General features: G+C 57.6%; 26 protein-coding genes. 15 read left to right on the top strand and 11 right to left on the bottom strand.

Annotated features, from left to right (window positions below):
- The first annotated feature begins 9 nt into the window (after positions 1-9).
- On the top strand, positions 10-1,722 hold the full coding sequence (locus ACQQCD_RS00850) for a dipeptide ABC transporter ATP-binding protein (protein WP_430266497.1): 1,713 nt from the start codon (positions 10-12) through the stop codon (positions 1,720-1,722).
- Between the two features lie 129 nt (positions 1,723-1,851).
- On the opposite strand, the gene ACQQCD_RS00855 is transcribed toward ACQQCD_RS00850, so the two are convergent.
- Positions 1,852-2,808 carry an SGNH/GDSL hydrolase family protein gene (locus ACQQCD_RS00855; RefSeq protein ID WP_430266498.1) on the bottom strand — a complete coding sequence of 319 codons (957 nt, stop codon included), beginning with the start codon at positions 2,806-2,808 and terminating at the stop codon, positions 1,852-1,854.
- Positions 2,809-3,099: 291 nt separating this feature from the next.
- Here ACQQCD_RS00855 and typA point away from each other — a divergent pair, with 291 nt between their 5' ends.
- Positions 3,100-5,028 carry a translational GTPase TypA gene (gene typA / locus ACQQCD_RS00860; protein WP_430266499.1) on the top strand — a complete coding sequence of 643 codons (1,929 nt, stop codon included), beginning with the start codon at positions 3,100-3,102 and terminating at the stop codon, positions 5,026-5,028.
- 141 nt (positions 5,029-5,169) lie between these two features.
- Here typA and ACQQCD_RS00865 read toward each other — a convergent pair whose 3' ends face one another.
- Positions 5,170-5,433 carry a hypothetical protein gene (locus ACQQCD_RS00865; protein ID WP_430266500.1) on the bottom strand — a complete coding sequence of 88 codons (264 nt, stop codon included), beginning with the start codon at positions 5,431-5,433 and terminating at the stop codon, positions 5,170-5,172.
- A 125-nt stretch (positions 5,434-5,558) separates the two neighbouring features.
- Between ACQQCD_RS00865 and fdxA the strand changes: the two genes are divergently transcribed.
- The 3 genes from fdxA to ACQQCD_RS00880 all read left to right on the top strand — a co-directional run bounded on the left by fdxA (position 5,559) and on the right by ACQQCD_RS00880 (position 8,563).
- The gene (fdxA, locus tag ACQQCD_RS00870) at positions 5,559-5,885 is read left to right on the top strand and encodes a ferredoxin (protein WP_430266501.1); all 327 of its coding nucleotides are present in this window, start codon (positions 5,559-5,561) and stop codon (positions 5,883-5,885) included.
- Positions 5,885-7,033 (top strand): succinyldiaminopimelate transaminase, encoded by a 1,149-nt coding sequence (gene dapC / locus ACQQCD_RS00875; protein WP_430266502.1) that lies wholly within the window; start codon positions 5,885-5,887, stop codon positions 7,031-7,033. Before fdxA ends, dapC begins: the two co-directional genes overlap by 1 nt.
- A 246-nt stretch (positions 7,034-7,279) precedes the next feature.
- Complete coding sequence (locus ACQQCD_RS00880; protein WP_430266503.1) at positions 7,280-8,563, top strand: citrate synthase; 1,284 nt, start codon at positions 7,280-7,282, stop codon at positions 8,561-8,563.
- Between the two features lie 168 nt (positions 8,564-8,731).
- Here the strand turns inward: ACQQCD_RS00880 and galE are convergent, their stop codons facing one another.
- Entirely contained in the window at positions 8,732-9,748 is a 1,017-nt protein-coding gene (galE, locus tag ACQQCD_RS00885; protein ID WP_430266504.1) for a UDP-glucose 4-epimerase GalE, read from the bottom strand.
- 83 nt (positions 9,749-9,831) lie between these two features.
- On the opposite strand from galE, the gene ACQQCD_RS00890 reads away from it, so the two are divergent.
- Positions 9,832-10,458, top strand: coding sequence for a TetR/AcrR family transcriptional regulator (locus tag ACQQCD_RS00890; protein WP_430266505.1), 627 nt, complete (start codon positions 9,832-9,834; stop codon positions 10,456-10,458).
- A 76-nt stretch (positions 10,459-10,534) separates the two neighbouring features.
- Positions 10,535-11,158 carry a hypothetical protein gene (locus ACQQCD_RS00895; protein WP_430266506.1) on the top strand — a complete coding sequence of 208 codons (624 nt, stop codon included), beginning with the start codon at positions 10,535-10,537 and terminating at the stop codon, positions 11,156-11,158.
- A 27-nt stretch (positions 11,159-11,185) separates the two neighbouring features.
- Here ACQQCD_RS00895 and ACQQCD_RS00900 read toward each other — a convergent pair whose 3' ends face one another.
- Positions 11,186-12,049 (bottom strand): hypothetical protein, encoded by an 864-nt coding sequence (locus ACQQCD_RS00900; protein ID WP_430266507.1) that lies wholly within the window; start codon positions 12,047-12,049, stop codon positions 11,186-11,188.
- Between the two features lie 30 nt (positions 12,050-12,079).
- On the bottom strand, positions 12,080-13,129 hold the full coding sequence (dapD, locus tag ACQQCD_RS00905) for a 2,3,4,5-tetrahydropyridine-2,6-dicarboxylate N-succinyltransferase (RefSeq protein WP_430266508.1): 1,050 nt from the start codon (positions 13,127-13,129) through the stop codon (positions 12,080-12,082).
- A 49-nt stretch (positions 13,130-13,178) separates the two neighbouring features.
- Between dapD and dapE the strand changes: the two genes are divergently transcribed.
- The gene (gene dapE, locus ACQQCD_RS00910) at positions 13,179-14,285 is read left to right on the top strand and encodes a succinyl-diaminopimelate desuccinylase (RefSeq protein WP_430266509.1); all 1,107 of its coding nucleotides are present in this window, start codon (positions 13,179-13,181) and stop codon (positions 14,283-14,285) included.
- A gap of 16 nt (positions 14,286-14,301) precedes the next feature.
- Here the strand turns inward: dapE and ACQQCD_RS00915 are convergent, their stop codons facing one another.
- From ACQQCD_RS00915 to ACQQCD_RS00935, 5 genes are all read right to left on the bottom strand, one after another.
- On the bottom strand, positions 14,302-14,856 hold the full coding sequence (locus ACQQCD_RS00915) for a hypothetical protein (RefSeq protein ID WP_430266510.1): 555 nt from the start codon (positions 14,854-14,856) through the stop codon (positions 14,302-14,304).
- 217 nt (positions 14,857-15,073) lie between these two features.
- Positions 15,074-15,919 (bottom strand): amino acid ABC transporter permease, encoded by an 846-nt coding sequence (locus ACQQCD_RS00920; protein WP_430266511.1) that lies wholly within the window; start codon positions 15,917-15,919, stop codon positions 15,074-15,076.
- Positions 15,916-16,566 carry an amino acid ABC transporter permease gene (locus ACQQCD_RS00925; protein WP_430266512.1) on the bottom strand — a complete coding sequence of 217 codons (651 nt, stop codon included), beginning with the start codon at positions 16,564-16,566 and terminating at the stop codon, positions 15,916-15,918. Before ACQQCD_RS00925 ends, ACQQCD_RS00920 begins: the two co-directional genes overlap by 4 nt.
- Before the next feature lie 97 nt (positions 16,567-16,663).
- Positions 16,664-17,545, bottom strand: coding sequence for a glutamate ABC transporter substrate-binding protein (locus ACQQCD_RS00930; RefSeq protein WP_430266513.1), 882 nt, complete (start codon positions 17,543-17,545; stop codon positions 16,664-16,666).
- Between the two features lie 59 nt (positions 17,546-17,604).
- Positions 17,605-18,360 carry an amino acid ABC transporter ATP-binding protein gene (locus tag ACQQCD_RS00935; RefSeq protein ID WP_430266514.1) on the bottom strand — a complete coding sequence of 252 codons (756 nt, stop codon included), beginning with the start codon at positions 18,358-18,360 and terminating at the stop codon, positions 17,605-17,607.
- Between the two features lie 184 nt (positions 18,361-18,544).
- Between ACQQCD_RS00935 and ACQQCD_RS00940 the strand changes: the two genes are divergently transcribed.
- The 4 genes from ACQQCD_RS00940 (at position 18,545) to ACQQCD_RS00955 (ending at position 21,404) form a co-directional block, all read left to right on the top strand.
- Entirely contained in the window at positions 18,545-19,324 is a 780-nt protein-coding gene (locus tag ACQQCD_RS00940; protein WP_430266515.1) for a TIGR00730 family Rossman fold protein, read from the top strand.
- An 87-nt stretch (positions 19,325-19,411) separates the two neighbouring features.
- Positions 19,412-19,762, top strand: coding sequence for a DivIVA domain-containing protein (locus ACQQCD_RS00945; protein ID WP_430266516.1), 351 nt, complete (start codon positions 19,412-19,414; stop codon positions 19,760-19,762).
- Complete coding sequence (locus tag ACQQCD_RS00950) at positions 19,759-20,973, top strand: hypothetical protein (RefSeq protein WP_430266517.1); 1,215 nt, start codon at positions 19,759-19,761, stop codon at positions 20,971-20,973. The genes ACQQCD_RS00945 and ACQQCD_RS00950 overlap by 4 nt, the downstream gene beginning before the upstream one ends.
- 263 nt (positions 20,974-21,236) lie before the next feature.
- Positions 21,237-21,404 (top strand): DUF3117 domain-containing protein, encoded by a 168-nt coding sequence (locus tag ACQQCD_RS00955; protein ID WP_430266518.1) that lies wholly within the window; start codon positions 21,237-21,239, stop codon positions 21,402-21,404.
- Positions 21,405-21,505: 101 nt separating this feature from the next.
- Here ACQQCD_RS00955 and ACQQCD_RS00960 read toward each other — a convergent pair whose 3' ends face one another.
- The gene (locus ACQQCD_RS00960; protein WP_430266519.1) at positions 21,506-22,138 is read right to left on the bottom strand and encodes an O-methyltransferase; all 633 of its coding nucleotides are present in this window, start codon (positions 22,136-22,138) and stop codon (positions 21,506-21,508) included.
- A 242-nt stretch (positions 22,139-22,380) separates the two neighbouring features.
- On the opposite strand from ACQQCD_RS00960, the gene sigE reads away from it, so the two are divergent.
- From sigE to ACQQCD_RS00975, 3 genes are all read left to right on the top strand, one after another.
- Positions 22,381-23,046, top strand: a complete 666-nt coding sequence (gene sigE, locus ACQQCD_RS00965) for an RNA polymerase sigma factor SigE (RefSeq protein WP_430266520.1) — start codon at positions 22,381-22,383, stop codon at positions 23,044-23,046.
- Between the two features lie 6 nt (positions 23,047-23,052).
- Complete coding sequence (locus ACQQCD_RS00970; RefSeq protein WP_430266521.1) at positions 23,053-23,988, top strand: hypothetical protein; 936 nt, start codon at positions 23,053-23,055, stop codon at positions 23,986-23,988.
- Between the two features lie 70 nt (positions 23,989-24,058).
- The gene (locus ACQQCD_RS00975; protein WP_430266522.1) at positions 24,059-24,463 is read left to right on the top strand and encodes a Sec-independent protein translocase TatB; all 405 of its coding nucleotides are present in this window, start codon (positions 24,059-24,061) and stop codon (positions 24,461-24,463) included.
- Positions 24,464-24,484: the final 21 nt, after the last annotated feature.

A 24,484-nucleotide genomic window follows, 5' to 3' on the forward strand; every position in this document is an offset into this window, starting at 1 on the left:
GGGGAGGCCATGAGTAACTCGACTCCGATTAAGGAAGTCGGAGGGGACGCAGTAAAGCCCCTCTTGGAAATTCGCGATCTTGCCATCACCTTCGCCACCAGCAACGGTGACGTTAATGCTGTCCGTAACGCTCACTTGACGATTATGCCCGGCGAGACCGTGGCCATCGTTGGTGAGTCCGGTTCGGGTAAGTCAACAACCGCCCTGGCGGCTATTGGCCTGTTGCCTGGCAACGGTCGAGTCTCGGGCGGGCAGATCCTGCTCGACGGCGAAGACATCTCGCACGCTTCCGAGCGTCGAATGATCGAGCTGCGCGGTAACACCATCGGTATGGTTCCCCAGGACCCCATGTCCAACCTGAACCCGGTCTGGAAGATCGGTTTCCAGGTCAAGGAAACCCTCAAGGCTAATGGTTTGCCCAGCGGTCCTGACGACATTGCCAAGGTTCTTGCTGAAGCTGGTTTGCCCGATGCTAAGCGTCGCGCCAACCAGTACCCGCACGAATTCTCCGGCGGTATGCGTCAGCGTGCGTTGATCGCCATTGGTTTGTCTTGCCAGCCGCGTCTCTTGATTGCGGATGAGCCAACTTCGGCTTTGGACGTTACTGTCCAGCGCCAGATCTTGGATCACTTGGACAAGATGACCACTGAATTGGGTACTTCGGTTCTCCTCATCACTCACGACCTTGGCCTTGCAGCCGAGCGTGCAGACAAAGTTGTGGTTATGTACCGCGGCGAAGTTGTTGAGGCTGGCCCGTCACTCGAGCTGTTGCGCAACCCGCAGCACCCTTACACCCAGCGTTTGGTGTCTTCGGCGCCGTCGTTGGCTTCGCGCCGTATTCAGGTCGCGAAGGAACAGGGCATCGAAAGCGATGAGGTTCTCAACTCGGGTGAAGCCATTGTTGCTAAGGAACTTCCCTCCGAAGTTCTTCAGATCAAGAACCTCACCAAGGTCTTTAAGCTGCGCTCAGGCCTGGTCAAAACAACCGACTTCACCGCCGTGGATGATGTGTCATTTAGCGTCAAACGCGGAACCACTACGGCCATTGTGGGGGAGTCCGGTTCCGGAAAGTCCACCGTGGCTCAGATGGTTCTGAATCTTTTGGAACCCACCGAGGGATCCATCATTTTTGACGGTGTGGACACCTCCACGCTGAACGCGAAGGAGCTGTTTAAGTTCCGTCGTCGTGTTCAGCCGATCTTCCAGGACCCATACGGTTCTTTGGATCCGATGTACAACATCTTCCGGACCATCGAAGAACCACTGCGGACCCACAATATTGGCGATAAAGCCAGCCGCGAAAAGAAGGTACGCGAACTCTTGGATCAGGTGGCACTGCCACAGTCCACCATGCGTCGCTTCCCGAACGAGCTCTCCGGTGGTCAGCGTCAGCGTGTGGCAATTGCGCGCGCATTGGCGCTGGACCCTGAAGTGATCATTTGCGACGAGGCAGTCTCGGCGCTGGACGTTTTGGTCCAAGCGCAGGTCCTGAACTTGTTGGCTGATCTTCAGGCACGCCTTGGCCTGACCTACTTGTTTATTACTCACGACCTCGCCGTTGTTCGCCAGATCGCGGACGAGGTATGCGTGATGGAAAAGGGCAAGCTGGTTGAGGTTGGCACCACTGACGAGGTATTCGAAAACCCGCAGCGCGACTACACCAAGGCATTGCTGAACGCCATCCCCGGCGCAACGCTGATGCTTCCTCCCGAGGTCGCCTAGGAGCCAGTCGCCTAGGCACTAGTTGCTGAGGAGCTAGTCGCCTAGGCGTCAGCTCCGTAGCTGTTAGTCCAAGCACAAAGGGGCGGTCCACACCATTGGTGTGGACCGCCCCTTGTGCGTTGAGAAACGCTAGCGTGCTTGCAGGTTTATCGCCTTTAGTTTGTTCGAGAAGATGGTTGCCAGTTTGTTGTGACCTGTCATTTTCATGTGGACTCTGTCCGCGAGGTCGGATCCCAAGTTGTACTGGGTAATCCAATTGCCGGCGCTCACAAACGGGATACCGTGTTTTTTCGCTACCGACGCTAAAACGGTGTCAACCTCGTGACGGCGCCCGCCGCCGTCGTTCTGTGAACGAGCAAGTGTGCCTAACATCAGGAATTTAGAGGTGGGGTAGCGAACTTGAAGGCTGGCCACTAACTTGTCCGCATTGGCCACAATTTCCTCGTTGTTATAACCACGGGCTGCGTCGTTGCCGCCGCCTTCAAAGACCACTAGCTGTGGAGCGCTCGAGGGTAGATACCAGTCACCGTGCTGCAGCGCATCGTAATAGTTGCCAGTGGTGGAGTTAGCGGCCATGTAGCCCGTTCCGCCTCCGCCCACGAAGTACACCTTGTAACCCACACGGTTTAAACCTTGCCGCGGCCACGTCCGCTCACCCGGGACTCCGGCTGCGCCGGCCGCTTGCGAATCGCCAATCAGCAAAGCAGTCCGGCTGATATCAGGAACCACTCGCTCGATCCGGTCATTGCGAGGGTTGCGCACCAAAGTGCCATCCGCCAGCCCTGCAGCAATAATGTTCGACGCCGAGTTGTTGCCTTGGGCGGTAAGGTCCGGCTGGTCGCCAACACCGTTAGTTCCGGCGCCGCTGCCCGCGGTGCCTGAACCGGCAGTGCGTGCGGCACCTCCGGCTGAAAGCGAACCGGCGCCGCCGAGTCCTGCCGGCCTAGCAGCGGTGACTTTAGAAGCGGAAGCCGATGTGCCGGCGTCGTACATGTTTTGAACCACTGCGGGTGCGCACACGCCGAGCAATACGGCCCCGGTGAGCACGGGAACCGCGAAACGGGTTCGCACGGTACGTTTGATCATCTTTTCCCCACTAAAAATGCGCTGATCGAACAGCGCGTCACAGTCATAATGGGCGCATTTGAGGCCAATATCCAGTGACCTTGACCACTTTCTGCCAAGAGATTTCTTACAATCTGGTAACCCTGAGCCACCTGCCTGATGCCGCGAGTTCGCCAGCCCAAATACTCACCAGCTAGAATAGAGGGAGTTCCCCTTGACATTAGGGGGTGTCCACTGCGCTGCGTCCGGTATTCCGGCCGGGAAATGGCGCGATAAAACAGCTGACTTCACCACTGAATCGAGCCATAACGCATGTCTGAAACCACCGCTACCGCCGGGGCAAACACCGCCTCACGCAGCGACCTGCGCAACGTAGCAATCGTTGCCCACGTTGACCACGGAAAGACCACCCTGGTCGACGCAATGCTCAAGCAGACGCACTCCTTCGCTTCCCACGGTGAAGTTGCAGACCGCGTTATGGACTCCGGTGACCTTGAGCGCGAAAAGGGAATTACCATTCTCGCCAAGAACACCACCGTTGCTTACAACGGTCCTTCCGCTGACGGTCAGGTTATGACCATCAACGTTATTGACACCCCGGGCCACGCCGACTTCGGTGGCGAGGTTGAGCGCGGTCTGTCCATGGTTGACGGTGTTGTTCTCCTCGTTGACGCTTCTGAGGGCCCGCTGCCCCAGACTCGCTTTGTGCTCCGTAAGGCACTCGCTGCCAAGTTGCCGGTAATCCTCTTGGTTAACAAGACCGACCGTCCCGATGCTCGCATCGAAGAGGTTGTTGCCGAGTCCATGGACCTTCTTTTGGGTCTCGCTTCGGACATGGCTGACGAAGTTCCTGACTTGGACCTCGACGCCGTATTGAACGTTCCGGTTGTTTACGCATCCGGCAAGTTGGGCCGTGCGTCCACCGTTCAGCCTGAGAACGGTACTGCTCCGGACAACGAGGACCTTGAGCCGTTGTTCAAGACCATCATCGAGCACATCCCGGCACCTACCTACAACCCGGAAGGTGTTCTGCAGGCGCACGTCACCAACTTGGACGCTTCCCCGTTCTTGGGTCGTTTGGCACTGCTGCGTATCTTCAACGGCACCCTGACCAAGGGCCAGACGGTTGCTTGGTGCCGCGCTGATGGAACCACCAAGTCGGTAAAGATCACCGAACTGTTGGCTACCCAGGCATTGACCCGCGTTCCGGCAGAGTCTGCTGGCCCCGGTGAGATCGTTGCTGTTGCAGGTATCGAGGACATCACCATTGGTGAGACCCTGACCGACGTTGAGAACCCGGCTCCGTTGCCGTTGATCACCGTTGACCCGCCGGCAATCTCCATGACCATCGGTATCAACACGTCCCCGATCGCCGGCAAGGTCAAGGGCCACAAGGTCACTGCCCGCCAGGTAAAGGATCGTTTGGACAAGGAGCTCGTGGGTAACGTTTCTTTGAACGTTCTCCCCACCGAGCGTCCGGATGCTTGGGAAGTTCAGGGCCGTGGCGAATTGGCACTGTCCATCCTCGTTGAGCAGATGCGTCGCGAAGGCTTCGAGCTGACCGTTGGTAAGCCGCAGGTTGTTACCAAGACTGTTGACGGCAAGGTTCACGAGCCGATGGAACACATGACCATCGACGTACCCGAAGAGTACTTGGGTGCAGTGACTCAGCTGATGGCTGCTCGTAAGGGCCGCATGACCAACATGGCGAACCACGGTACCGGCTGGTGCCGTATGGAATTCATTGTTCCTGCCCGTGGTCTGATCGGTTTCCGTACCCGCTTCCTGACCGACACCCGTGGTGCCGGTATCGCTTCGTCCTTGGCTGAGGGCTACGAGCCGTGGGCCGGCCCCATCGAATACCGCACCAACGGTTCGATCGTGGCTGACCGTGCAGGCGTGGTCACTCCGTTCGCAATGATCAAGCTCCAGGAACGTATGACCTTCTTCGTTCAGCCCACCTCTGAGGTTTACGAGGGCATGATCGTTGGCGAGAACTCCCGCGCCGACGACATGGACGTGAACATCACCCGTGAAAAGCAGCTCACCAACATGCGTGCTGCTTCCTCGGACACCTTCGAAAACATGACCCCGCCGAAGGTCCTGACCCTCGAAGAGTCACTCGAATTCGCTCGCGAAGACGAGTGCGTTGAGGTTACTCCGGAGGCAGTTCGCATCCGCAAGCTCATCCTTGACGCCAGCGAGCGGGCCAAGGCAGCACGTAGCCGCGCACGCGCATAGCTTCAGTCTGAACAAAGGCGCCGTGTGCCGTAGGGTTTTTCCCTATGGTGCACGGCGCCTTTGTTATTAGTTTGGGGCGCTACTCGCTCGCCTGTAGCCCGGTATTCGCGGTGGTTTTCCTGATTAGATCATTCTTTTTCCTCAGGTTCCTGCTGGGCTGACGTTCCGCGCCGGGGGAGGCGGGACCGGCTTGGCTAGGGTCACACGGTCCAGCAGGATGCTGATCTCTCCGCTTCTGCTAGAGACTACAATCCTGGGGCTCTCTGCGGCGGTGTAGTCCCGCGCTGAAAGCTCGCCGAGAGCATCGCTGAGTGCGCCGTCGTCGAGCCTGTGGCGCACAACCACGCGGGTGCCCAACGGGGCGCTGACTAGAAGGGGAACCCCGCGGAGCTTAGAGAGTGACACAACTCAATGGTAAGCGGGCGTAATGACTTAGCGCTGAGGGGGGTGGGGGATAATAAGGTAGGTAGACTGCAGTAGCGCCCCGGTGTACTCCAACGGCCGGGCGTGCCAGAAAGAGAGGTCGGGACGTGACGTATGTAATCGCACAGCCGTGCGTAGATGTTAAGGACAAGGCATGTATCGAGGAATGCCCTGTTGACTGCATTTACGAAGGCGAGCGAACTCTCTACATCCACCCCGACGAGTGTGTGGACTGCGGTGCTTGCGAACCTGTTTGCCCCGTAGAAGCCATCTACTACGAGGATGACACCCCTGACGAGTGGGCCGAGTACTACAAGGCCAACGTTGAATTCTTTGATGATCTTGGTTCCCCCGGTGGAGCAGCGAAGATCGGCAACACGGGAACAGATCACCCCTTTATTGCCGCGTTGCCGCCACAAAACCAAGATCACTAATGGCCTTCCCCTCGGAGAACTTTGGGCTGAGCCTGCCGGAGTACCCCTGGGAGGCCATGGCACCGTACCTCAAGCGTGCTGCTGAGCACCCTGACGGTGCTGTGAACTTGTCCATTGGTACACCAGTGGACCCCACGCCGGTCGTGATTCGTGAGGCCCTTGCTGCGGCTTCGGATGCCCCCGGGTACCCTACGGTCCACGGCACAGCTGGTCTGCGCCAAGCGATTGTGGACTGGTATGCCCGCCGCCGAAACGTCCCTGGCCTCGACCCTGAGGCAGTTATGCCAACGTTGGGTTCGAAGGAGCTGGTAGCTTGGCTGCCGTTCCTTCTGGGACTGACTGCCGAGGACGTGGTGGTGCGGCCCGCCGTTGCCTATCCCACCTATGACATTGGTGCTCGGTTTGCCGGCGCCCGCGCCGTGGCCGCTGATACCTTGGACGGGCTCGACGACGACACTCGCTCACGCGTGAAGCTCATCTGGGTTAACTCCCCGGGCAACCCCACCGGAACAGTCCGTTCTGCCGCAGAACTTCAAGCTCTAGTAGCCCAAGCCCGCGAGCTTGGTGCCGTGGTGGCCTCTGACGAATGCTATGCCGAACTTGGCTGGGGTGAATGGGACGCACAGCGGGGTGGCCAAGCGGTTCCCAGCATCTTGGATCCCCAGATCAGCGGTGGCAGCAGCGAAGGTTTGCTGAGCGTCTATTCACTGAGCAAGCAGTCCAATCTGGCCGGCTACCGCGCGTCGTTTGTGGCAGGTGATCCGGTGATTATGGCCAACCTTGTGAACAGCCGCAAACACGCCGGAATGATTGTCCCGTACCCGGTGCAAGAGGCTTTGCGAGTGGCGCTGGGCGAGGACCAGCATGTCCAAACTCAGAAGGATTTGTACCGCAAACGCCGCGAACTTCTTATCCCAGCACTTGAAGCATTTGGCTTGACCATCCATGGATCCAACGCTGGCTTGTACCTGTGGTGCACGGCGGGGGAGCCCACTTGGGACACCATCGGCAGGCTTGCAGATCTGGGGATTGTGGCGGGCCCGGGAGTTTTCTACGGCGAGGCTGGTAACGGATATGTGCGGATCGCGCTGACGGCTACAGATGAAGGGATCGCGGCCGCGGCTCACCGCTTGGCTACGCGTCAGTAACAATCTTGTGGCGTGGTTCACATTCGGCGTCATTTTCCCCTTAAATGAGGCACCCGGATTAGTGATGCCTGCCTGCTTGGCGGTAGTTTATTAGTGACTATCGTGGTGGCTTTCCACAAGAAAGCTGCAGCCCAGCACTTTGAAGTCTCTGCTTTGACTCACGAGTTGAACCAGCTGACGGGCGCCGCCACGAGAAGTTGAAGAAGCGTTCTATTAGAGGCTTTGAAACCTCATGAAGGGGACTCCATGACTGAGACCACTAGCGCAACCCTGCGCCATGCCGGCGGCGAGCTTGAATTGCCCCGCATCCAGGTTGTTGAAGGAAACGAAGGTTACGACGTTTCAAAGCTGCTGAAGCAGACGGGCGCAGTCACCTTTGACCCCGGCTTCATGAACACCGCAGCAACAAAGTCTGCCATCACCTACATCGACGGCGATGAGGGAATCCTGCGTTACCGCGGATACCCGATCGAACAGTTGGCGCAGCACTCCAGCTTTCTAGAAGTGTCCTACCTGCTGATCTACGGCAACGTGCCCAGTGCCACCGAGCTTGAAGAATTCGATCAGAAGATCCGCCACCACACACTGCTGCACGAAGAACTCAAGGGCTTCTTCAGCGGCTTCCCGCGCGACGCGCACCCCATGCCCGTGCTTTCCTCGGCCGTGTCGGCGTTGTCCACTTTCTACCAGGACTCGCTGGACCCCAAGAATGCTGAGCAGGTTGAGCTGTCCACCATTCGCCTGATGGCAAAGCTGCCGGTTATCGCCGCGTACGCTCACAAGAAGTCCATTGGCCAGCCCATGCTGTACCCGGACAACTCCCACAACTTGGTGGAGAACTTCTTGCGGCTGAGCTTCGGCCTACCTGCGGAGCAGTACGAGATGGACCCGGTGGTGGTCAAGGCCCTTGACCTGTTGCTGATCCTGCACGCTGACCACGAACAGAACTGCTCTACCTCCACAGTTCGTCTGGTGGGTTCCTCGGATGCAAACCTTTTCGCCTCCGTCTCCGCTGGCATTCACGCCCTGTCCGGCCCCGCGCACGGCGGAGCCAACGAGGCTGTGCTGAAGATGCTTCGCCAGATCCAAGCCGACGGCACCAAGCCTGAGGACTACATGGAGAAGGTCAAGAACAAGGAAGACGGCGTCCGACTGATGGGCTTTGGGCACCGTGTTTACAAGAACTATGACCCGCGCGCCAAGATCGTCAAGGCTACGGCCCACGAGATCCTCAGCAAGCTCGGCGGAAACGACGAGATGCTGGACATCGCCCTTCGTTTGGAAGAGAAGGCGCTCAATGATGACTACTTCATCCAGCGCAAGCTCTACCCGAACGTGGACTTCTACACCGGCCTGATCTATAAGGCCATGGGTTTCCCGGAGAAGATGTTTACAGTCCTCTTTGCCATTGGTCGCTTGCCGGGCTGGATTGCCCAGTGGCGCGAAATGACTCAGGACCCGCAGACAAAGATTGGCCGCCCGCGTCAGCTGTACATTGGCGAGCCGGAGCGCGACTACCCCGCACGGTAGTGTGCCGGTAGCCCACTTAGATGGCTGCTAAATAATTCTAAGAATGACGACGACGGCCGGTACCTTTCGAAAGAAAGGTACCGGCCGTCGTCGTAGCTTAAGCAACGCGGGGTCACTTACGGCCCATGTAAGCGGACTTAAAGGGCCGTAAGTGACCCCGCGTTGGGGTTAAGAGGCGTTGTAACCCTGCGGGTTGTTCTTCTGCCAGCGCCAGTGGTCTTCACACATCTGGTCCAGGTTCTTCACGGCGGACCAGCCGAGGTCTGCCAGAGCTGCGGAAGTGTCCGCGTAGCTCTCCGCAGCGTCGCCAGGGCGGCGTGGAGCCAACTCGTAGGGGATCGGCTTGCCGACGGCTTTACCGAAGGATGCCAAAACCTCCAATACTGAGGAGCCCTTGCCAGTACCGAGGTTCCACCGGCGGACACCCTTGTGCTCACTAATGTAATTCAGGGCCGCGAGGTGGCCAGCTGCAAGGTCAACCACGTGGATGTAGTCCCGGACTCCAGTGCCGTCAGGGGTGGGGTAGTCACTGCCGAAGACCATAACCTTCTCGCGGCGTCCCACAGCCACTTGCGCCACAAAAGGAACCAGGTTGTTGGGGATACCCGCCGGGTCCTCACCAATACGGCCAGATTCGTGAGCGCCCACCGGATTGAAGTAGCGCAGAAGGGCTACGCTCCAACGCGGGTCGGAATCGCCGAGATCGTTGAGGATGTCCTCGATCTGTTCCTTGGTGCGCCCATAGGGGTTGGTGGCGTCCATGGCCATTTTTTCGATCAGCGGCACGGGGTTGTCATTGCCGTACACGGTTGCTGAGGAGGAGAAGACGATGGTGCGGACTTCATACTTTTCCATGGTGCGCAGAAGGCTGATGGTGCCAGCAACGTTATTGAAGTAGTAGTTCAACGGTTCCGCAACAGATTCGCCAACCGCTTTGAGGCCCGCGAAGTGGATCACTGCCGTGATGGAGTGAGCTTCGAACACCTTTTCAAGGGCGGCCGTGTCATTCAGGTCCGCGAGGTGAAAAGTTGCCTTTTTGCCCGTTAGCTCAGCTACCCGGGCCAAGGACTCCTCGGACGAATTAGCGAGGTTGTCCAAAACCACAACCTCGTGCCCTGCTTCAAGTAGTGCAAGAACGGTGTGGGAGCCGATATAACCGGTGCCTCCGGTGACCAAAATACTCATGGCAATACGCTATCCCATGAGCCAACACGGCGCGGAACGTCAGCTTAACAACTTTTGAAGCTCACCCGTGCTAAAAACGATAAGTGCCTAAATATGTAGACCCGGACCGCCGGCGGCAGGACATCGTTGACGCAGTTTTCAGAATTGTTGTGGCTGATGGGCTGGAACGAGCTTCCTTGCGTGAAGTGGCTGAGGAATCCGAGTTGGCTGTTGGATCCGTTCGGCACTACTTCCGCAGCAGTGATGAACTCCTGATTCACACGTTCGCCACCGTTGTGGACCGCATCCTAGATAGAGTAGAAATCGCTGCCGATAACCTCCAGAAAGCCGTCGATGCTGGAGCTGGCACCGAGGCAATCGAAACAGCCGCACTGCACATGCTGAGCGAGCTTTTGCCCATTGGGGAAGAACGAGCCACAGACACGTGCGTCTGGTTGGCATTCCGCAACGCTGCACGCATCAAAGACGTTTTTGCCGCGGAAGCCGCGCGTAGCCATCGTGGGGTGGGTGCCGCCGTTGGTCAACTCATCACTGCACTGCGCGGACCTGCCGCAGCCCAAGACCTAGACGCACTGGTGGTGGACGCTGAATTGTTGATGTCTACGGTGGATGGCCTCAGTGTCCACGCACTCTTGCAACCTCAGTGGCTGGATGAGCAGACGTGCCGTGCCGTTTTGACCCGTCAACTACGGTTTCTCGCCAGGGCGTAGGCTCCAGCCGGACCATTAACGTTCGGCGAAGGCAGGAATACACTGAAGCTGTACCTATGCCAAGGGAGGCATTGCGATGCAGCAAAACGGTGGCGCGGCGTGGAAAATCACCATGGATACTTCCCCAGCGATGATGACCGCGCTCTACGTACGTGACGCAGCAGGCCTGGTGGGGGCTGGTGAGCCCGCCATCTCGAAAGCGAGTCCGCGAGTCCACCCGGTGGACCATCATCATCTAACAGCCCCAGTGGGCGGTCAGGAAGCGCTGCGGATCGAATGGGAAAACTGGTGGAGGGCACTAGTAAAGAACCCGCACACCACCGACTTCGCCGTGGACCCGGGTCTGGATCCTGAAGCTTTTGGTCAGTTTGAAAACTCACCTGCACTACAGCGTGTATTTCAGGCTCACTACGGGGCAGCGTTGGAGTGGGTTCAGAAGCGCTCCCTTGAATACAAAAAACTGCAGAGCGAGCGTTATGTCAGCGGTGTCTCGGGAATACTCCAAGACATGGTGCAAGATCGCGAACTGGAACTCGGACGTTCGCCGCGGAACTTTGAGCTGTCCATTATTGAGCTCCCGCTTTGCGAAGAGCGTGCCTGGTACCTAGAACCTGACACTATGATTATGAGCCACAATTTGTTGTCACAGCCAGAGATCTTCCGCAGCTATGTTCAGCCAGTGGTGGAGTTGCTGGTATAGCCACAGGCCTGAGGGTGCATAAGGGACCTAGGGTGTGGAAGAAACCGTGGGAGCGTAGGTGCTGATCTGCACTGCACTTTGGGAAGAATCAGCAGCCTGCCAGCCATTGCGCGCGTGGCGGTCCCACGCTTGGCCACCAAAGCAGACTCGAGTAATCCCCAATGACTTTGCGTTGGCAACAGCCCAGTTGGCCACGGCCCAGCCTTGGGCGCCGGCAGCTGGGACGGACAATGTTGCGCCGTTGACGGTACCGTCTTGAGCGCCAAAAGCGGCGTCCATTTCGGTACTCACGGCTCCGGGGCCGTCATTGGCGTCTGCGGGGCGCAGAACACAATCCAACCCCGCACCAGACTGCCCGGTTAGCGCTGAGGCGAAGGCCCTGCCCTCAGGTTCGTGATCCGCGTACGCGTCAGGGAAGGCAGAGCGTTGAACCTTTTGGGCTGCCTCGGTGATAGGCAAGGACTCGTAGCCTTCAACTTTGATCAGGACGTCATAGAACGCATTGGTGGCATACACCGGATCCATCACTTGAGCCTCGGTGCCCCAACCCTGCGAGGGGCGTTGCTGGAACAAACCACGCGAATCCGGACCGGCGGTGTCCCCGTAGTCGATATTGCGCAGCTTGGACTCTTGTAGCGAGGTTGCCAAAGCAATTGATGCAGCCCTAGCTGGTAAGGACCGGCGCACTGCAATAGCGGAAATGAGCGAGGCATTGGCTGTTTGATCAAGTGCTAAGGAATACGACTCAGACCCGACCTTTGCTGTGCAGCTCTCGGTAATCACAGCATCGCTCCGCTGCATCACTTGGTACGCGGTAAAAATACCGCCTCCCACCAGCGCCAAAAGCAGCCCACCAGTGAGCCATCGCCTAATGCGGCGTCTACGAGCCACGAGGGGCGCCCTTCGGTTGTTGTGGGTTAATTAGTTAGCGTGCAATGCCTCGTTCAGGGCCACAGTTTGACCCTTGCGGGGAAGTACTTCAACCTCGCCCGTGCTCGAATTACGGCGGAACAACAAGTTAGGAACACCAGAAAGTTCCACAGCTTTAACAATCTGCTGAGTGTCTTCCCCATCAGCGTCCTTAGGGCCGTGAACCCGCACACGAGTACCAGCGGTGACGTAAAGCCCAGCTTCAACCACTGAGTCATCACCAATGCTGATTCCCACACCCGAGTTGGCACCCAAAAGTACACGTTCACCCAAAGCAATACGCTCTTTACCGCCGCCGGAGAGGGTACCCATAATCGAAGCACCACCACCAACGTCCGTTCCATCGCCAGCTACAACACCGGCTGAGATACGGCCCTCAACCATTGAGGAGCCCAGGGTCCCTGCGTTGAAGTTCACAAAACCTTCGTGCATCACGGTGGTGCCTTCAGCAAGGTGCGCGCCCAAACGGACCCGGTCAGCGTCTGCAATACGAACGCCGCTGGGGATCACGTAGTCAACCATGCGCGGGAACTTGTCCAAGCTGTAGACAGTGACCTGTCCACGCTTGCGCAAACGGGCGCGGGTGAGTTCAAAGCCTTCGGGCAGTGCCGGGCCAAAGTTGGTCCACACCACGTTGGGCAGTTTGCCAAAGATGCCGTCCAGATTGATGGTGTTCGGGGCCACCAATCGGTGCGAGAGAAGGTGAAGACGCAAGTATGCGTCGGCGGTGTCTGCAGGCGCCTCATCAAGATTGATCTGGACAAAAACCACACTCTGCACGGTGCCGCGGTCCGGATCAGCGCCATCGGCTGCAAGGGCTGTTAGCTCAGCGTCAGCTGCTTCAACGGAGCGGAGATTCTGGGCTGCTTCGCCCAGTGCGGGGGCCGGGAACCAGACGTCCAAGACAGTAGCGTCCTCGCCGCGCATGGCGATGGTGGCAATTCCAAAACCATGTGCGCTGCGTGAGGCTGCAACGGTTTCAGCAGAATTGGTGTTCTCAAGGGATTCGGGCACGGCAGATTCCGGGGCAGAAGAAGTCATGGTTACAGTCTAACGAGTGCTGCGGCGGGGCGGAGGATAGGGTGGAAACGTGACTATTGAACTTGATCTTCGCCAAGATGTTTCGCTCCTCACCGCTGCACTGATGGACATCAACAGCGTCTCCGAAAACGAACTGCCCCTTGCCGACGCCGTAGAGGCTGCATTGCGCCAGATCAACGGCCTTGAGGTGACCCGGGACGGCGATTCAATCGTGGCCCGCAGCAATTTAGGGCTGCCGGAGCGTGTGATTCTCGCTGGCCACCTGGACACTGTCCCGCTGCCTACGGTTGAAGGTGCACGCGGCACGGTGCCCTCAAGCTGGGACGGGGAGCCCGGGCACGGAACGCTCTACGGGCGCGGTGCAACGGACATGAAAGGTGGTGTGGCGGTTCAACTATCGCTCGCTGCCACAATGTTCGACGCCGGATCTCGCCCGGGCAAGGACGTCACCTTTGTGTTTTACGACCACGAAGAAGTTGAAGCGTCTAAGTCCGGCTTGGGCCGGTTGGTTCGCAACGCTCCTGAACTGCTGCACGGTGACTTCGCCATTCTTTTGGAACCAACCAACGGCACGGTGGAGGGCGGCTGTAACGGGACCAGCCGATTTGAAGTCACAACCTCCGGGGAAACGGCGCATTCCGCGCGAGCATGGATGGGCAGCAATGCAATCCACAAAGCCGCCCCGATTCTGTCTCGCCTAGCCGCCTACACCCCAGCCACCATCAACGTAGATGGCTTGGATTACAGGGAAAGCCTCAACGCCGTAAAGATCAACGGTGGCACTGCTGGCAACGTCATTCCGGACCGCTGCGTGGTTGAGATCAACTACCGTTTTGCACCAGACAAAACCCCGGATCAGGCAGAGGCCCACGTCCGTGAGCTCCTGGAAGGATTTGAAGTGGTCCGCACAGACGCAGCATCAGGTGCTCGGCCCGGACTCAACCATCCAGCTGCAGCGTCATTCGTTGCTGCGGTGGGAGCCGAACCCAAGCCAAAATACGGTTGGACAGACGTTGCCCGCTTCAGCGAGTTAGGAATTCCGGCCGTTAATTTTGGACCAGGTGACGCCTTGTTGGCCCACAAGGACAACGAACACGTCAGTGCTGATGCCATCCGTGAGTGCTTGCGGGCACTCCGCGAGTGGTTGGGCCTCTGAGCGTTTCTGAGGACTTTTAGGCAGCCAGTAGGGTCTGCGGGCGGAAGCACAGTTCGTTCAGGCGCAAGCCAAAACCTGATTCCATCCGCTCGCTGAACCCCTTGAGTACCATTAGCGAGGAGTCCAAGGAGGCATCGTTCGCACTGTGCTCCGGAAGCAACAAGTCAAAGCCAGCAGGAATCAGTCCGTAGTGTGTGCGGACGGCGGCCAGTAAACGGCTGATGCGTCGCACGCCGTCGTCCTCTAATTCCTCAGCGGTGACCTGCAGCAAAAGCGGCGGTAGGCAGACGTCGTCGGCCACACAGGCAAGTTGGGCCACATCCGCGTGGCCAGCGACGGCGATCCGTCCATACCCTAAGGCGGCGGCTGCATCCACTGCCACGCTAGTGAGTGGAGAAGCGTCCAAGATCAGTTCGGCGGCGTCGATGCCTTCCGCTGCAGCTTGGAGGTCCCGGGGCGAATCACCATCGATGTGGACATGGGAACCGGCGGGGGAACCGGATATTTCACCGGTGATGTGTCGCAGGGGTTCGGTCAGGTTGATGAAGCTTTGGAAGCCGGATATCGGCAAGGGAATCATCCTCAAAGAAACTAGTTTCAGTGTGCCGTAGAACACTGTTGGCGGCTTACCACCTCTTCATTTCTACCCGATATTGGCGCAGATTGCCCGTTGAGTAGCCGTGAAAACAGTTCATTCGCATCTGGGTTCAGGTCCAATAATCAGCGTTAAACAGCTGTTCCCGGCACCTTTTCGGGTGCCGGGAACAGTTTTTAGAATCTATGGCGTGTCAGGCAGTTTTGCTGGCCGTAGGGGTTCCTGCGGTAGGAGCTGGAGCCACACCGCCGGCGGCCTTTTTAGAGCCACGGCGTTCAATCCAAATAGCCAATCGGGAGACGGAGAAGTTGATGGCGATGTAGATGGCTGCGGCCACAAAAAACACTGGGAACAGGTACTGCGGGCCCAGGAAGTCAGCCATAATCTGAACCTTCCGCAAGAGCTCCTCGTAGGAAACGATGTACCCCAAGGATGTGTCCTTCAAAAGGACCACCAGCTGTGCCACAAGTGAGGGCAACATTCTGCGGATAGCCTGGGGGAGTTCGATGCTCAGGCGGGACTGGAAGCTGGTCAGACCGATCGCCAAACCAGCTTCGCGCTGCCCCTTCGGCAAGGACTGAATACCAGCGCGGATGATTTCGGCGAAGATGGCTGCGTTGTACAGAACCAAGCCGGCAACCACAGCGGTAAAGGAGCCGGTTGCGAAAACCAGCAACACAAAAAACATCATCAGAACTACCGGCATACCGCGCAAAAACTCCAGCACAATTCGGGTGGGAACCCGAATGGCAGCGACTTGCGAGATGCGCATCAAACTCAGCAGAAGGCCAAGCGGAAATGCGATGACTGCTGCCACGGCTGCAGCACTGAGAGTGGCAACAATTCCATTGCCCAACAGTGACCAAACATCCGGGATGCCGAATACTGCCCAGCGTTGGCTTTCAAAAATCCCTTGAGTGGCAAGAGTCATGATGATCCACACCAGAAGCGCGGCGATCAGGACTATCCCAATAATGGTTCCAATGAGGGAAGTACGCCGAGCCTTGGGGCCGGGAACATCATAAAGAACTGAACTCATCGGGCAATCGCCACCTTTTTCTCAACCTGGTTGGCCAGCAGGCCCAGGGGGACAGTAATGAGCAGGTAGAAGATGGCCACGCCTACCAATACCCAAAGAACGGCATCGCCGTGGTCATTGGTGAGCTGTTTACCGTAGCCAAAGAGCTCAAGGACATAGAAAGCTCCAGCCACTGAGGAGTTCTTGACCAAAGCAATCAGAATGTTGATCAACGGTGGGATTACGGTCCGCACGGCCTGGGGCAGGATGATCAAGGAAAGTACTTGGTTAAAGCCCATACCAATGCTGCGTGCTGCTTCGGCCTGGCCCACCGGAACACTGTTGACGCCTGAGCGCACAGCTTCAGCAATAAAAGCGGAGGTGTACGCGGTCAAAGCGATGATCGCTGCTACTTCGAATTGTTCAAACTTGATGCCAAGACGTGGCAACACCACGGCAGCGAAGAAGAATGCAATGGTCAGTGGCGTGTTCCGCACAATCTCTACATACGTCATGCTGAAACCGCGTAGTGCAGCGATGGGGGAGACGCGAGCTGCCGCCAAAATGGTGCCGAATATAAGCGCTAGTACGCCCGAGACGACCGAAAGATAAAGGGTTCTGAGAAAACCGTCCCAGTACTGCGGGAGGCTTTCAATGATGACGTCCATAGTGTCCTTCGGCGGTGGTGTGAGAAAAATTCGCTACGGGCCCCGTTGCCGCCAGCGTAGGGGCTGGCGGCAACGGTAGTGCTAGGCGACTAAACGCTTAGTAGCGGTCCAGCGTGGGCAGCTGAGGTGCAGTCTTGATTACGGCGCCAGCAGTGGCTTCCCAAGCCTTCGTGTAGGAGCCGTCCTTCTCGAAAGATTCGAGCTGATCGTTGATCCAGTTACGGAACACGGTGTCGTCCTTCTTCAGGCCGATGCCGTAAGGCTCCTTGGTGAACGTCTCGTCAGAGGCCAACTTGAATGCGTCCGGCTCCTTGTTCACGAGGCCAGCCAAAATCACGTTGTCAGTGGTGATGGCTTCGACCTGCTTGTTACGCAGCGGTTCGAGGCAAGCAGAGTAGGTGGCAGCCGGAACCAAGATGGCTCCGTACTTGTCAACGATGGTGCCAGCCGGGGTGGAACCGGTAACAGAGCAAACCTTCTTGCCCTTAACGTCTTCGGGCTTGGTGATGGAGGTGTTGTCCTTGTTCACCATCAAAGCCTGGCCAGCTTCGTAGTACGGGCCAGCGAAGGAAACTTCCTTCTTGCGCTTGTCGTTGATGGTGTACGTGGCAACAATGATGTCTACATCGCCGTTTTTGATGAACTGCTCACGGTTGGCGGAAACAGATTCTTTCCACTCGATCTTGTCTGCAGCGATACCCAACTTAGCGGCAATCATCTTGCCGATTTCCACGTCGAATCCAACGGGCTTGCCGTCCAGACCCTTCTGACCGAAGAGCGGCTGGTCAAACTTGGTGCCGATGGTGATTTTGCCAGCACTGGATAGCTTTGCCATGGTGCTGCCTGCTTCAAAGCTGGGCTTGTCCACCGGGGCCGGGTTAGTTCCGGTCGGAGAACCGCCGCAAGCGCTCAGGGAAAGCGCCACCGCGGCAGATGCTGCGACTAGGAGGGCTTTCCTCCGCGTGAAAAATGTCTTCATGACATTCCTTTCATTGGTGCGGCCTAGGTTAAGGCCAGGGTGCGAACTCTAAATGGTGACTAGTGCGTCAGGAGCTTAGAAAGGAAGTCCTTGGCGCGGTCGCTCTTGGGATTGGTGAAGAACTCTTCAGGGGTGGCGTCTTCGATGATTTCGCCGTCGGCCATAAACACCACACGATCCGCGGCTTTGCGAGCGAAGCCCATCTCGTGGGTGACCACAATCATGGTCATACCTTCTTTGGCGAGCTGAACCATCACGTCCAGAACCTCGTTGATCATTTCCGGGTCCAAAGCAGAGGTGGGCTCGTCAAAAAGCATCACCTTGGGCTTCATAGCCAAGGCCCTCGCGATGGCAACGCGCTGCTGCTGGCCACCGGAGAGCTGAGCGGGGAGCTTGGGAGCCTGCTTACCAACGCCAACACGCTCCAGAAGCTCCATAGCGAACCTTTCCGCCTCAGCTTTTGCCACGCCCTTAACTTTGATGGGACCCAGAGTCACGTTTTCAAGAATCGTCTTGTGGGCAAAGAGATTAAAAGACTGGAAAACCATTCCGACGTCGGCCCGCAGCTTGGCCAGTTCCTTCCCCTCTTCGGGGAGTTTCTTTCCGTCGATGGTGATAACGCCGTCGTCGATGGTCTCTAGACGGTTGATGGCGCGGCAGAGGGTGGACTTTCCGGACCCTGAGGGGCCGATCACCACAACAACCTCACCTCGTTTGACGTTTAGGTTGATGTCCTTGAGGACGTGCAGCTGTCCGTAGTGCTTGTTGACCGAGGTCAATGAGACGAGGGCATCACCGGTGGCAGGAATAGTCATAGGAAGAATCTAGCGAACTTTCAGGTTCTGTGAACTGAATCATAGAAAACTGCGCCGGATCGTAACTGAACAGAAACTCTTGGACAGGACTTTTTGAATGGAAGCCCGCAGTAGAACCGGTGGTGGGCGGGACGGGATGGGCCGGGAGTAAAGGACCTTCCGGATGAACAGTTAGCCTTGGGACATGAGCATCAATGAAGCATCTGTGCACTCCAACCAACCGCGCCGAAAGGGCCCGGTTCAGCTCAGGCGTGAACAAGCGGACGTGGAAATGTCGGACAAACGACTTCTGGATACCAAGGGAACCGGCGGATTTATCCACACCGACCCGTGGCGAGTTTTGCGCATTCAGAGCGAGTTCGTTGAAGGGTTCGGAGCACTCGCCGATCTGGGTCCAGCGGTTAGCGTGTTCGGTTCGGCTCGGACCAAACCAGGCAGTAAGTACTACGAGATGGGCCAAGAAGTTGGACGCTTGCTCGCCGAATCAGGCATAGCAGTGATCACCGGCGGTGGGCCTGGCTCCATGGAAGCGGCCAATAGAGGCGCGGTGGAAGGCAAAGGCGTCTCAGTGGGGCTGGGGATCGAGCTGCCCTTCGAACAGGGGCTCAACGAGTGGGTGGATCTGGGCGTGAACTTCCGGTACTTCTTTGCCCGCAAAACAATGTTCGTTAAATATGCACAGGGTTTTATTGTCCTGCCCGGTGGCCTTGGCACCATGGACGAGCTCTTTGAAGCGATGGTCTTGGTTCAAACGGGCAAGGTGACATCATTCCCGATTATTCTTTTGGGGACCGACTTTTGGCGCCCCATGCTGGATTGGATTCGCGGGACTTTGGTCGTAGAAGGAATGGTCTCCGAAAAGGATCTGGACCTGATTCAGGTGGTTGATTCTCCTGAAGAAGCCGTGAAATTAGTCTTGGACAGCGTTGAGCAGGATAAGAATGATGGGCCTCGTCCGGAGTGATCTTCCGGTGAGTCATTTCTTGATGTTTGGATGGTGGCAGGCGGTGCATTGTCCGCTCTTGCGCTTAGCGTCTGGCACCATGGTTCCGTGAGCAACTTATTGGTTTTCCTCGCTGTGGTAGTGATCGGTGTCGCCGCGATTTTTGGTACACCGCTCCTGAGCCGGTTAACCGTGCGGGGCCGCAAGCTCGGAACTCCTGCGTGGGAGGACGGGCTTGATGACCCAGTTCCCAACCTTCCAGCCGTCCTGTTGCCGAGTGATCCACGTGCCGAAGATGTTGATCGTGTTCGGTTCGCACTAGGGCTGCGCGGTTACCGGATGGATCAAGTGGATGAAGTTCTTGATGCCCTACGCGATGAGCTAACTATCAAAGACGCCTACATCAAAAAGTTGGAGCACCAGCTTGCCCACGGTGCACCTGAAGCGGACTCCCCGTGACACTTCTGCACACTCAAGAAGTGCGCGCACGGGCTTGGCCCGGGTGGGCACATGTTGTTGGCATTTACGTCATTGCACGCCTTGTTAGCGCGTGCATTTTTTCTGCCGCAGCACTGCATCAAGGAGTTAACCCCTGGTTTGAGCCTAAACCGGGGTATTGGGCATTCATCCGGATTTGGGATGCCCAATGGTATGAGAGGGCTGCGGAGGATGGTTATCCTAGCCAATTACCGCTGGGAGAGAACGGCAAGGTCCAAGAGAACACATGGGCCTTTTATCCACTATTTCCGTTTTTGGCACGGGCGCTCTCTGCTCTGACCGGCGCGGATCTAGGGTTCATGCTGACGGGTATTGCCATGTTGGCTGGGCTGGGCGCAGCGCTGGTCATCTACCAGTTGTTCCGGCAGATCGCTTCTCGCACAGCAGCACTATGGGCGGTGGTGTTCGTAGCCGTTTTTCCGGTTTCACCGATTTTGCAGGTTCCCTACGCAGAATCGCTGAACCTCCTATTGCTTGCGGCGTCACTTTTGTTTGTGGTTCAAAAGCGTTATCTGACAGCCATCCCTGTGGTGATTCTGATGTGCCTTTCACGGCCAACGGGGGTGCCATTCGCTGCCATGGTGGGTTTGTACCTAATTGCTCAGCTGTGGATTTTCATCAAGGATTCGCGGGCACAAAAACAGCACGCCTCCGCCGATTCGGTCCAACTATTGCGCCTCGCTGCCTTGGCAGTGGTCTCGGTGATAGCTGCACTTTCGTGGCCAGCCATTGCCTGGGCGCGCACGGGTGACCCGGCCGCTTACACCAAAACTGAAACCGTGTGGCGTGGTGGTTCTCTGGTACCGATCAAGCCGTGGTTTGATGCGGCGGGCAACTTGTTTGGCCCTGTCCTAGGAGCTGTTGCTCCGTTGTTGCTGCTGGGACTCTTTGTGTGGGCCATGAACTCCCGCCCGGTCCGTGCGCTTGGCACGCCACTGCGCTTGTGGTGCTACTGCTATGCGGGATACTTATTCGTTTTTCTGGATCCACAAACCAGTACGTTCAGAATGTTGTTGCCGCTGTTTCCACTTGCGCTGGCAGGAGTCCTGATTTCTAAGTCCAGGGCCTATCGCGGTGCTGTGGTGTTGATGTTTGTGCTCTTACAGATTGTCTGGGTGGTGTGGTTGTGGGCTTGGGCGCAGCTGCCTGGCGGCGGCGACTACCCGCCCTAAGAACGTGAGGGAAACACCCTGAGCTCTCGATGATGCCTGTGCTGCACTAGCACAAATGCGGTGTATGGCAAGTCACAAAGAGTATGTCCATCAATTGGCTACCCGCGCCCATCTGCGGGATAATGGAAGCCGAGCAAGTACATCAACACTGTGAAGTGTTCAGCCATGGCGGCTGCGCAAGCGGCCGCTGTAAAGGCTGTGTGCCTTGTGGACCCAGCCCAACCGGGCTGCTGGTCCTCGGACTATCGGAGGGGATTTTCCTTATGGCTGCCATGAAACCACGCACAGGCGACGGTCCAATGGAAGTGACCAAAGAAGGGCGCAGCCTTATTATGCGCGTCCCGCTTGAAGGCGGCGGACGATTGGTAGTGGAGCTCAATGCTGCCGAAGCTGCCGAGCTCAAAGGGTGCCTCTCCGGCGTCACTGAATAATTGGTGTTAAGAAGTCAAGCCTCGGCGGGGAGTTTCCCGCCGAGGCTTCTTGCACTCTAGCCGGCCCATTCAAACTGGCGCTGAGGTCAAACTGGCGCTGGCTACTTTTTGACTGCTACTAAGAGTCCATCACCGGTGGGCAGCATGGCGGAGAACAGCCGTTCGTCTTCACGAATGGTCTTGCCTACTTGGCGCAGAATAACAGTGCCTGCGTCACGCGCAGCAGGGTTCGAAACCCGGTCCTTGTCCAGTGCATCGTTGATGATCAACGTTCCACCGCGCTTGAGCAAGCGGATTGCCTGTTCCACATAGCCGGGCAAACCTGGCTTATCGGCGTCAATAAAAACGAGGTCGTATGCGGCGTCCGTCAGACGCGGCAAAACATCTGCAGCCCGGCCTGAAATGGTCCGCGTACGGTTGGCGGCGCTGCCAGCCTCTTGGTAGGCCAGCCGTGCGGCACGCAAGTGTTCTACGTCCACATCGATCGTGGTTAGTACTGCGTTGGTGTCTAAACCGCGCAGCAAACACACACCCGAAACGCCAGCACCCGAGCCGATTTCCACGGCCGTTTTGGCCTTGGTGGCGGCGGCAATAACTGTCAGAGCCGCACCAACGCCGGCGGAAACCGCGCTGACACCAAGCTCGTAGGAGCGTTCACGAGCACGCAACAGCACCTCATCCTCGGCCGGTAGACCCTCGGAGTAGGACCAGCTGATGGACTTGTCGGTGCTCATGAATTTCGCTTTCGGTGATTGTGAACAGGGAGATACACGTTGGGGAACGAGAGTTTGTGATTCACTCAAGCCTACTGCCTGCACGCGCGAGAGCCGTTGAGCCGATTTCGCCCGTCGCGGACATGAGTTGTTGTTCAGCAAATTCACAGGGATATTTGACACGATGGACACTCAGCCAGCGCCGGGAAGCTCCAGTGTAGGAAAGCAGCCAGCTGGCACTATTGCCTGAAGGGGAGTGGGCCATGTCAACGGAATCGCTGACTAACGTCCAGTACAGCAGTGCTGCAACACCACAGTCGCACGGTTCGTCCAGTGTGGAGCCCTTAAGCGGCGACTCTGTGGAGAACTGGGTCCGCCCTACATGGGAAGAAGTGGTAACTAACCACTCGGCTAAGGTCTACCGCCTCGCCTACCGTCTCACCGGCAACAAGTACGACGCCGAAGACCTCACCCAAGAAGTTTTTGTCCGGGTGTTCCGCTCTCTCGAGAACTTCAAACCGGGCACTTTGGATGGATGGTTACACCGCATCACCACCAACCTCTTTTTGGATCAAGCCCGCCGCAAAAGCCGGATTCGTTTTGATGGTTTCACTGACGATGCTGAATCGCGCATCCCTGGCCGCGAGCCCGGTCCTGAGCAGAGCTTCGAACTCAACAACCTGGATTTGGACGTTCAGGCAGCGTTAGAGGAGCTGCCCCCAGACTTCCGCGCCGCCGTCGTCCTGTGTGATCTGGAAGGTCTTTCCTACGAAGAGGTGGCCCAAGCTTTAGACGTCAAGCTCGGCACGGTTCGCTCACGCATTCACCGTGGCCGGACCATGCTTCGGGAAAAGCTTGCACACCGCGATCCTCGCACTAGTGTGGCCAAGCCGCGGCTCAAGATGCCGCGCATCGCTGGAATTCTCTAGAGCACCGTGGGCCGCATTACCCGGCTGACGGCAGCCGTTGATCTGAGTAAGTTGCCGTTGGTCGCTCATCCAGATTCGCCAGCGCACCTCGCAGAATGTTCTGAGTGCGCCTTGGAGCTAAACCGTCGCCGGGAGTATTTGGAGACGCTGCGCTCTGCACCTGTTCCCAGTGGCGGAAGTGACCTTGCTGCCCGGATTCTGGAGCGAACTAGTGCTCTTGAACCAGGCACCACACAATCAGAGCCACTCGTCCTGCACAAACACTTCGCCCGTCCGTTGGTACGCGCTGGGATTGTTTCTGCTGCCACCCTTGCTACTGCAGCACTCACCGTAGCAGCCTATTCAGTGGGTGGTGGTACCACCGCCCCGACTGCGACTAGTACTGCGGACAAAACTCTGACCTTAGTCAGCGAGTCCCAGAGCCTCGACGCCACGGCGCTGGCTTCATTGCGAGAGCACGGTTGGGCCTGCCCAGAGTTGTCCTCGCTGGGCTATTCGGTGGTCTCTGCTCGCTCCGTAGAGTTGCCAGCAGGTCCTGGTGTTGTCTTGCAGTTGAGCGACGGTAAACACTGGATTGCAGTCACCGAAGAACACCCGGAAGCTACTGCCAACAACGACTCACACGGTTCTGAGCGGGCAATGGCAGCCAATGTGGGCCCCAGCCTAACCCCGAATTCTGCGCCCAGCACCGAGGCAGCCATTGCGGCGAACGTTTCGCAGGCCATTGATTCAACGCCCGGGCGGCCATGGACGGGTGTGATTACGGGCAGTGGCGGCCGATACACCATCACGGCCAATTTAACCGATGAACAGGCCAGACAGGCCCTCGCAGCACTGCTGCCAGAAGATGCGAGTGCGCGTTCAAACGGTGAGCGCAGCCACAATCCGCTTACACAAATCCTGCGCGGACTACGGATGCTCATCGGCTCCACGGACGTCTAAATTGCATCTGTGATGACACAGCTCACGCAAAAATCGCTACATCCATTCCAGAGAGGGTAATCTTCCTAAGGTGTTCGGAATCAACGGTTTAGAATTTTTTCTTCTGCTGATCATCGGGGTTTTGGTGATTGGTCCTCAGCGCTTGCCCGAGTACACCCAAAAGCTGGCTAATTTGGTCCGTGAAGTTCGCCGTATGGCCTCTGGTGCCCGCGAACAGATCAAAGAAGAAGTTGGCATAGACATCGATGAGGTCGACTGGAAAAAGTACGATCCTCGTCAATACGATCCTCGCCGGATTATCCGTGAAGCACTGCTCGACGACGGCCCGGCCACCGCAGCCGTGACAGTTGCCGCAGCAACTGCTCCTGCCGCGGTAGCAGCAGCCTCACAGAGTAACGAGCCAGCCGCGCCTGAACGTGTTGTTGAACGCTTGGCTCAAGGCGAAGCGGCACCCTTCGACTCGGAAGCAACCTAAAAGGTACCTACGCGAGCAACC

Source organism: Pseudarthrobacter sp. J1763 (assembly GCF_050490295.1).
Lineage (GTDB): Bacteria > Actinomycetota > Actinomycetes > Actinomycetales > Micrococcaceae > JBNPEO01.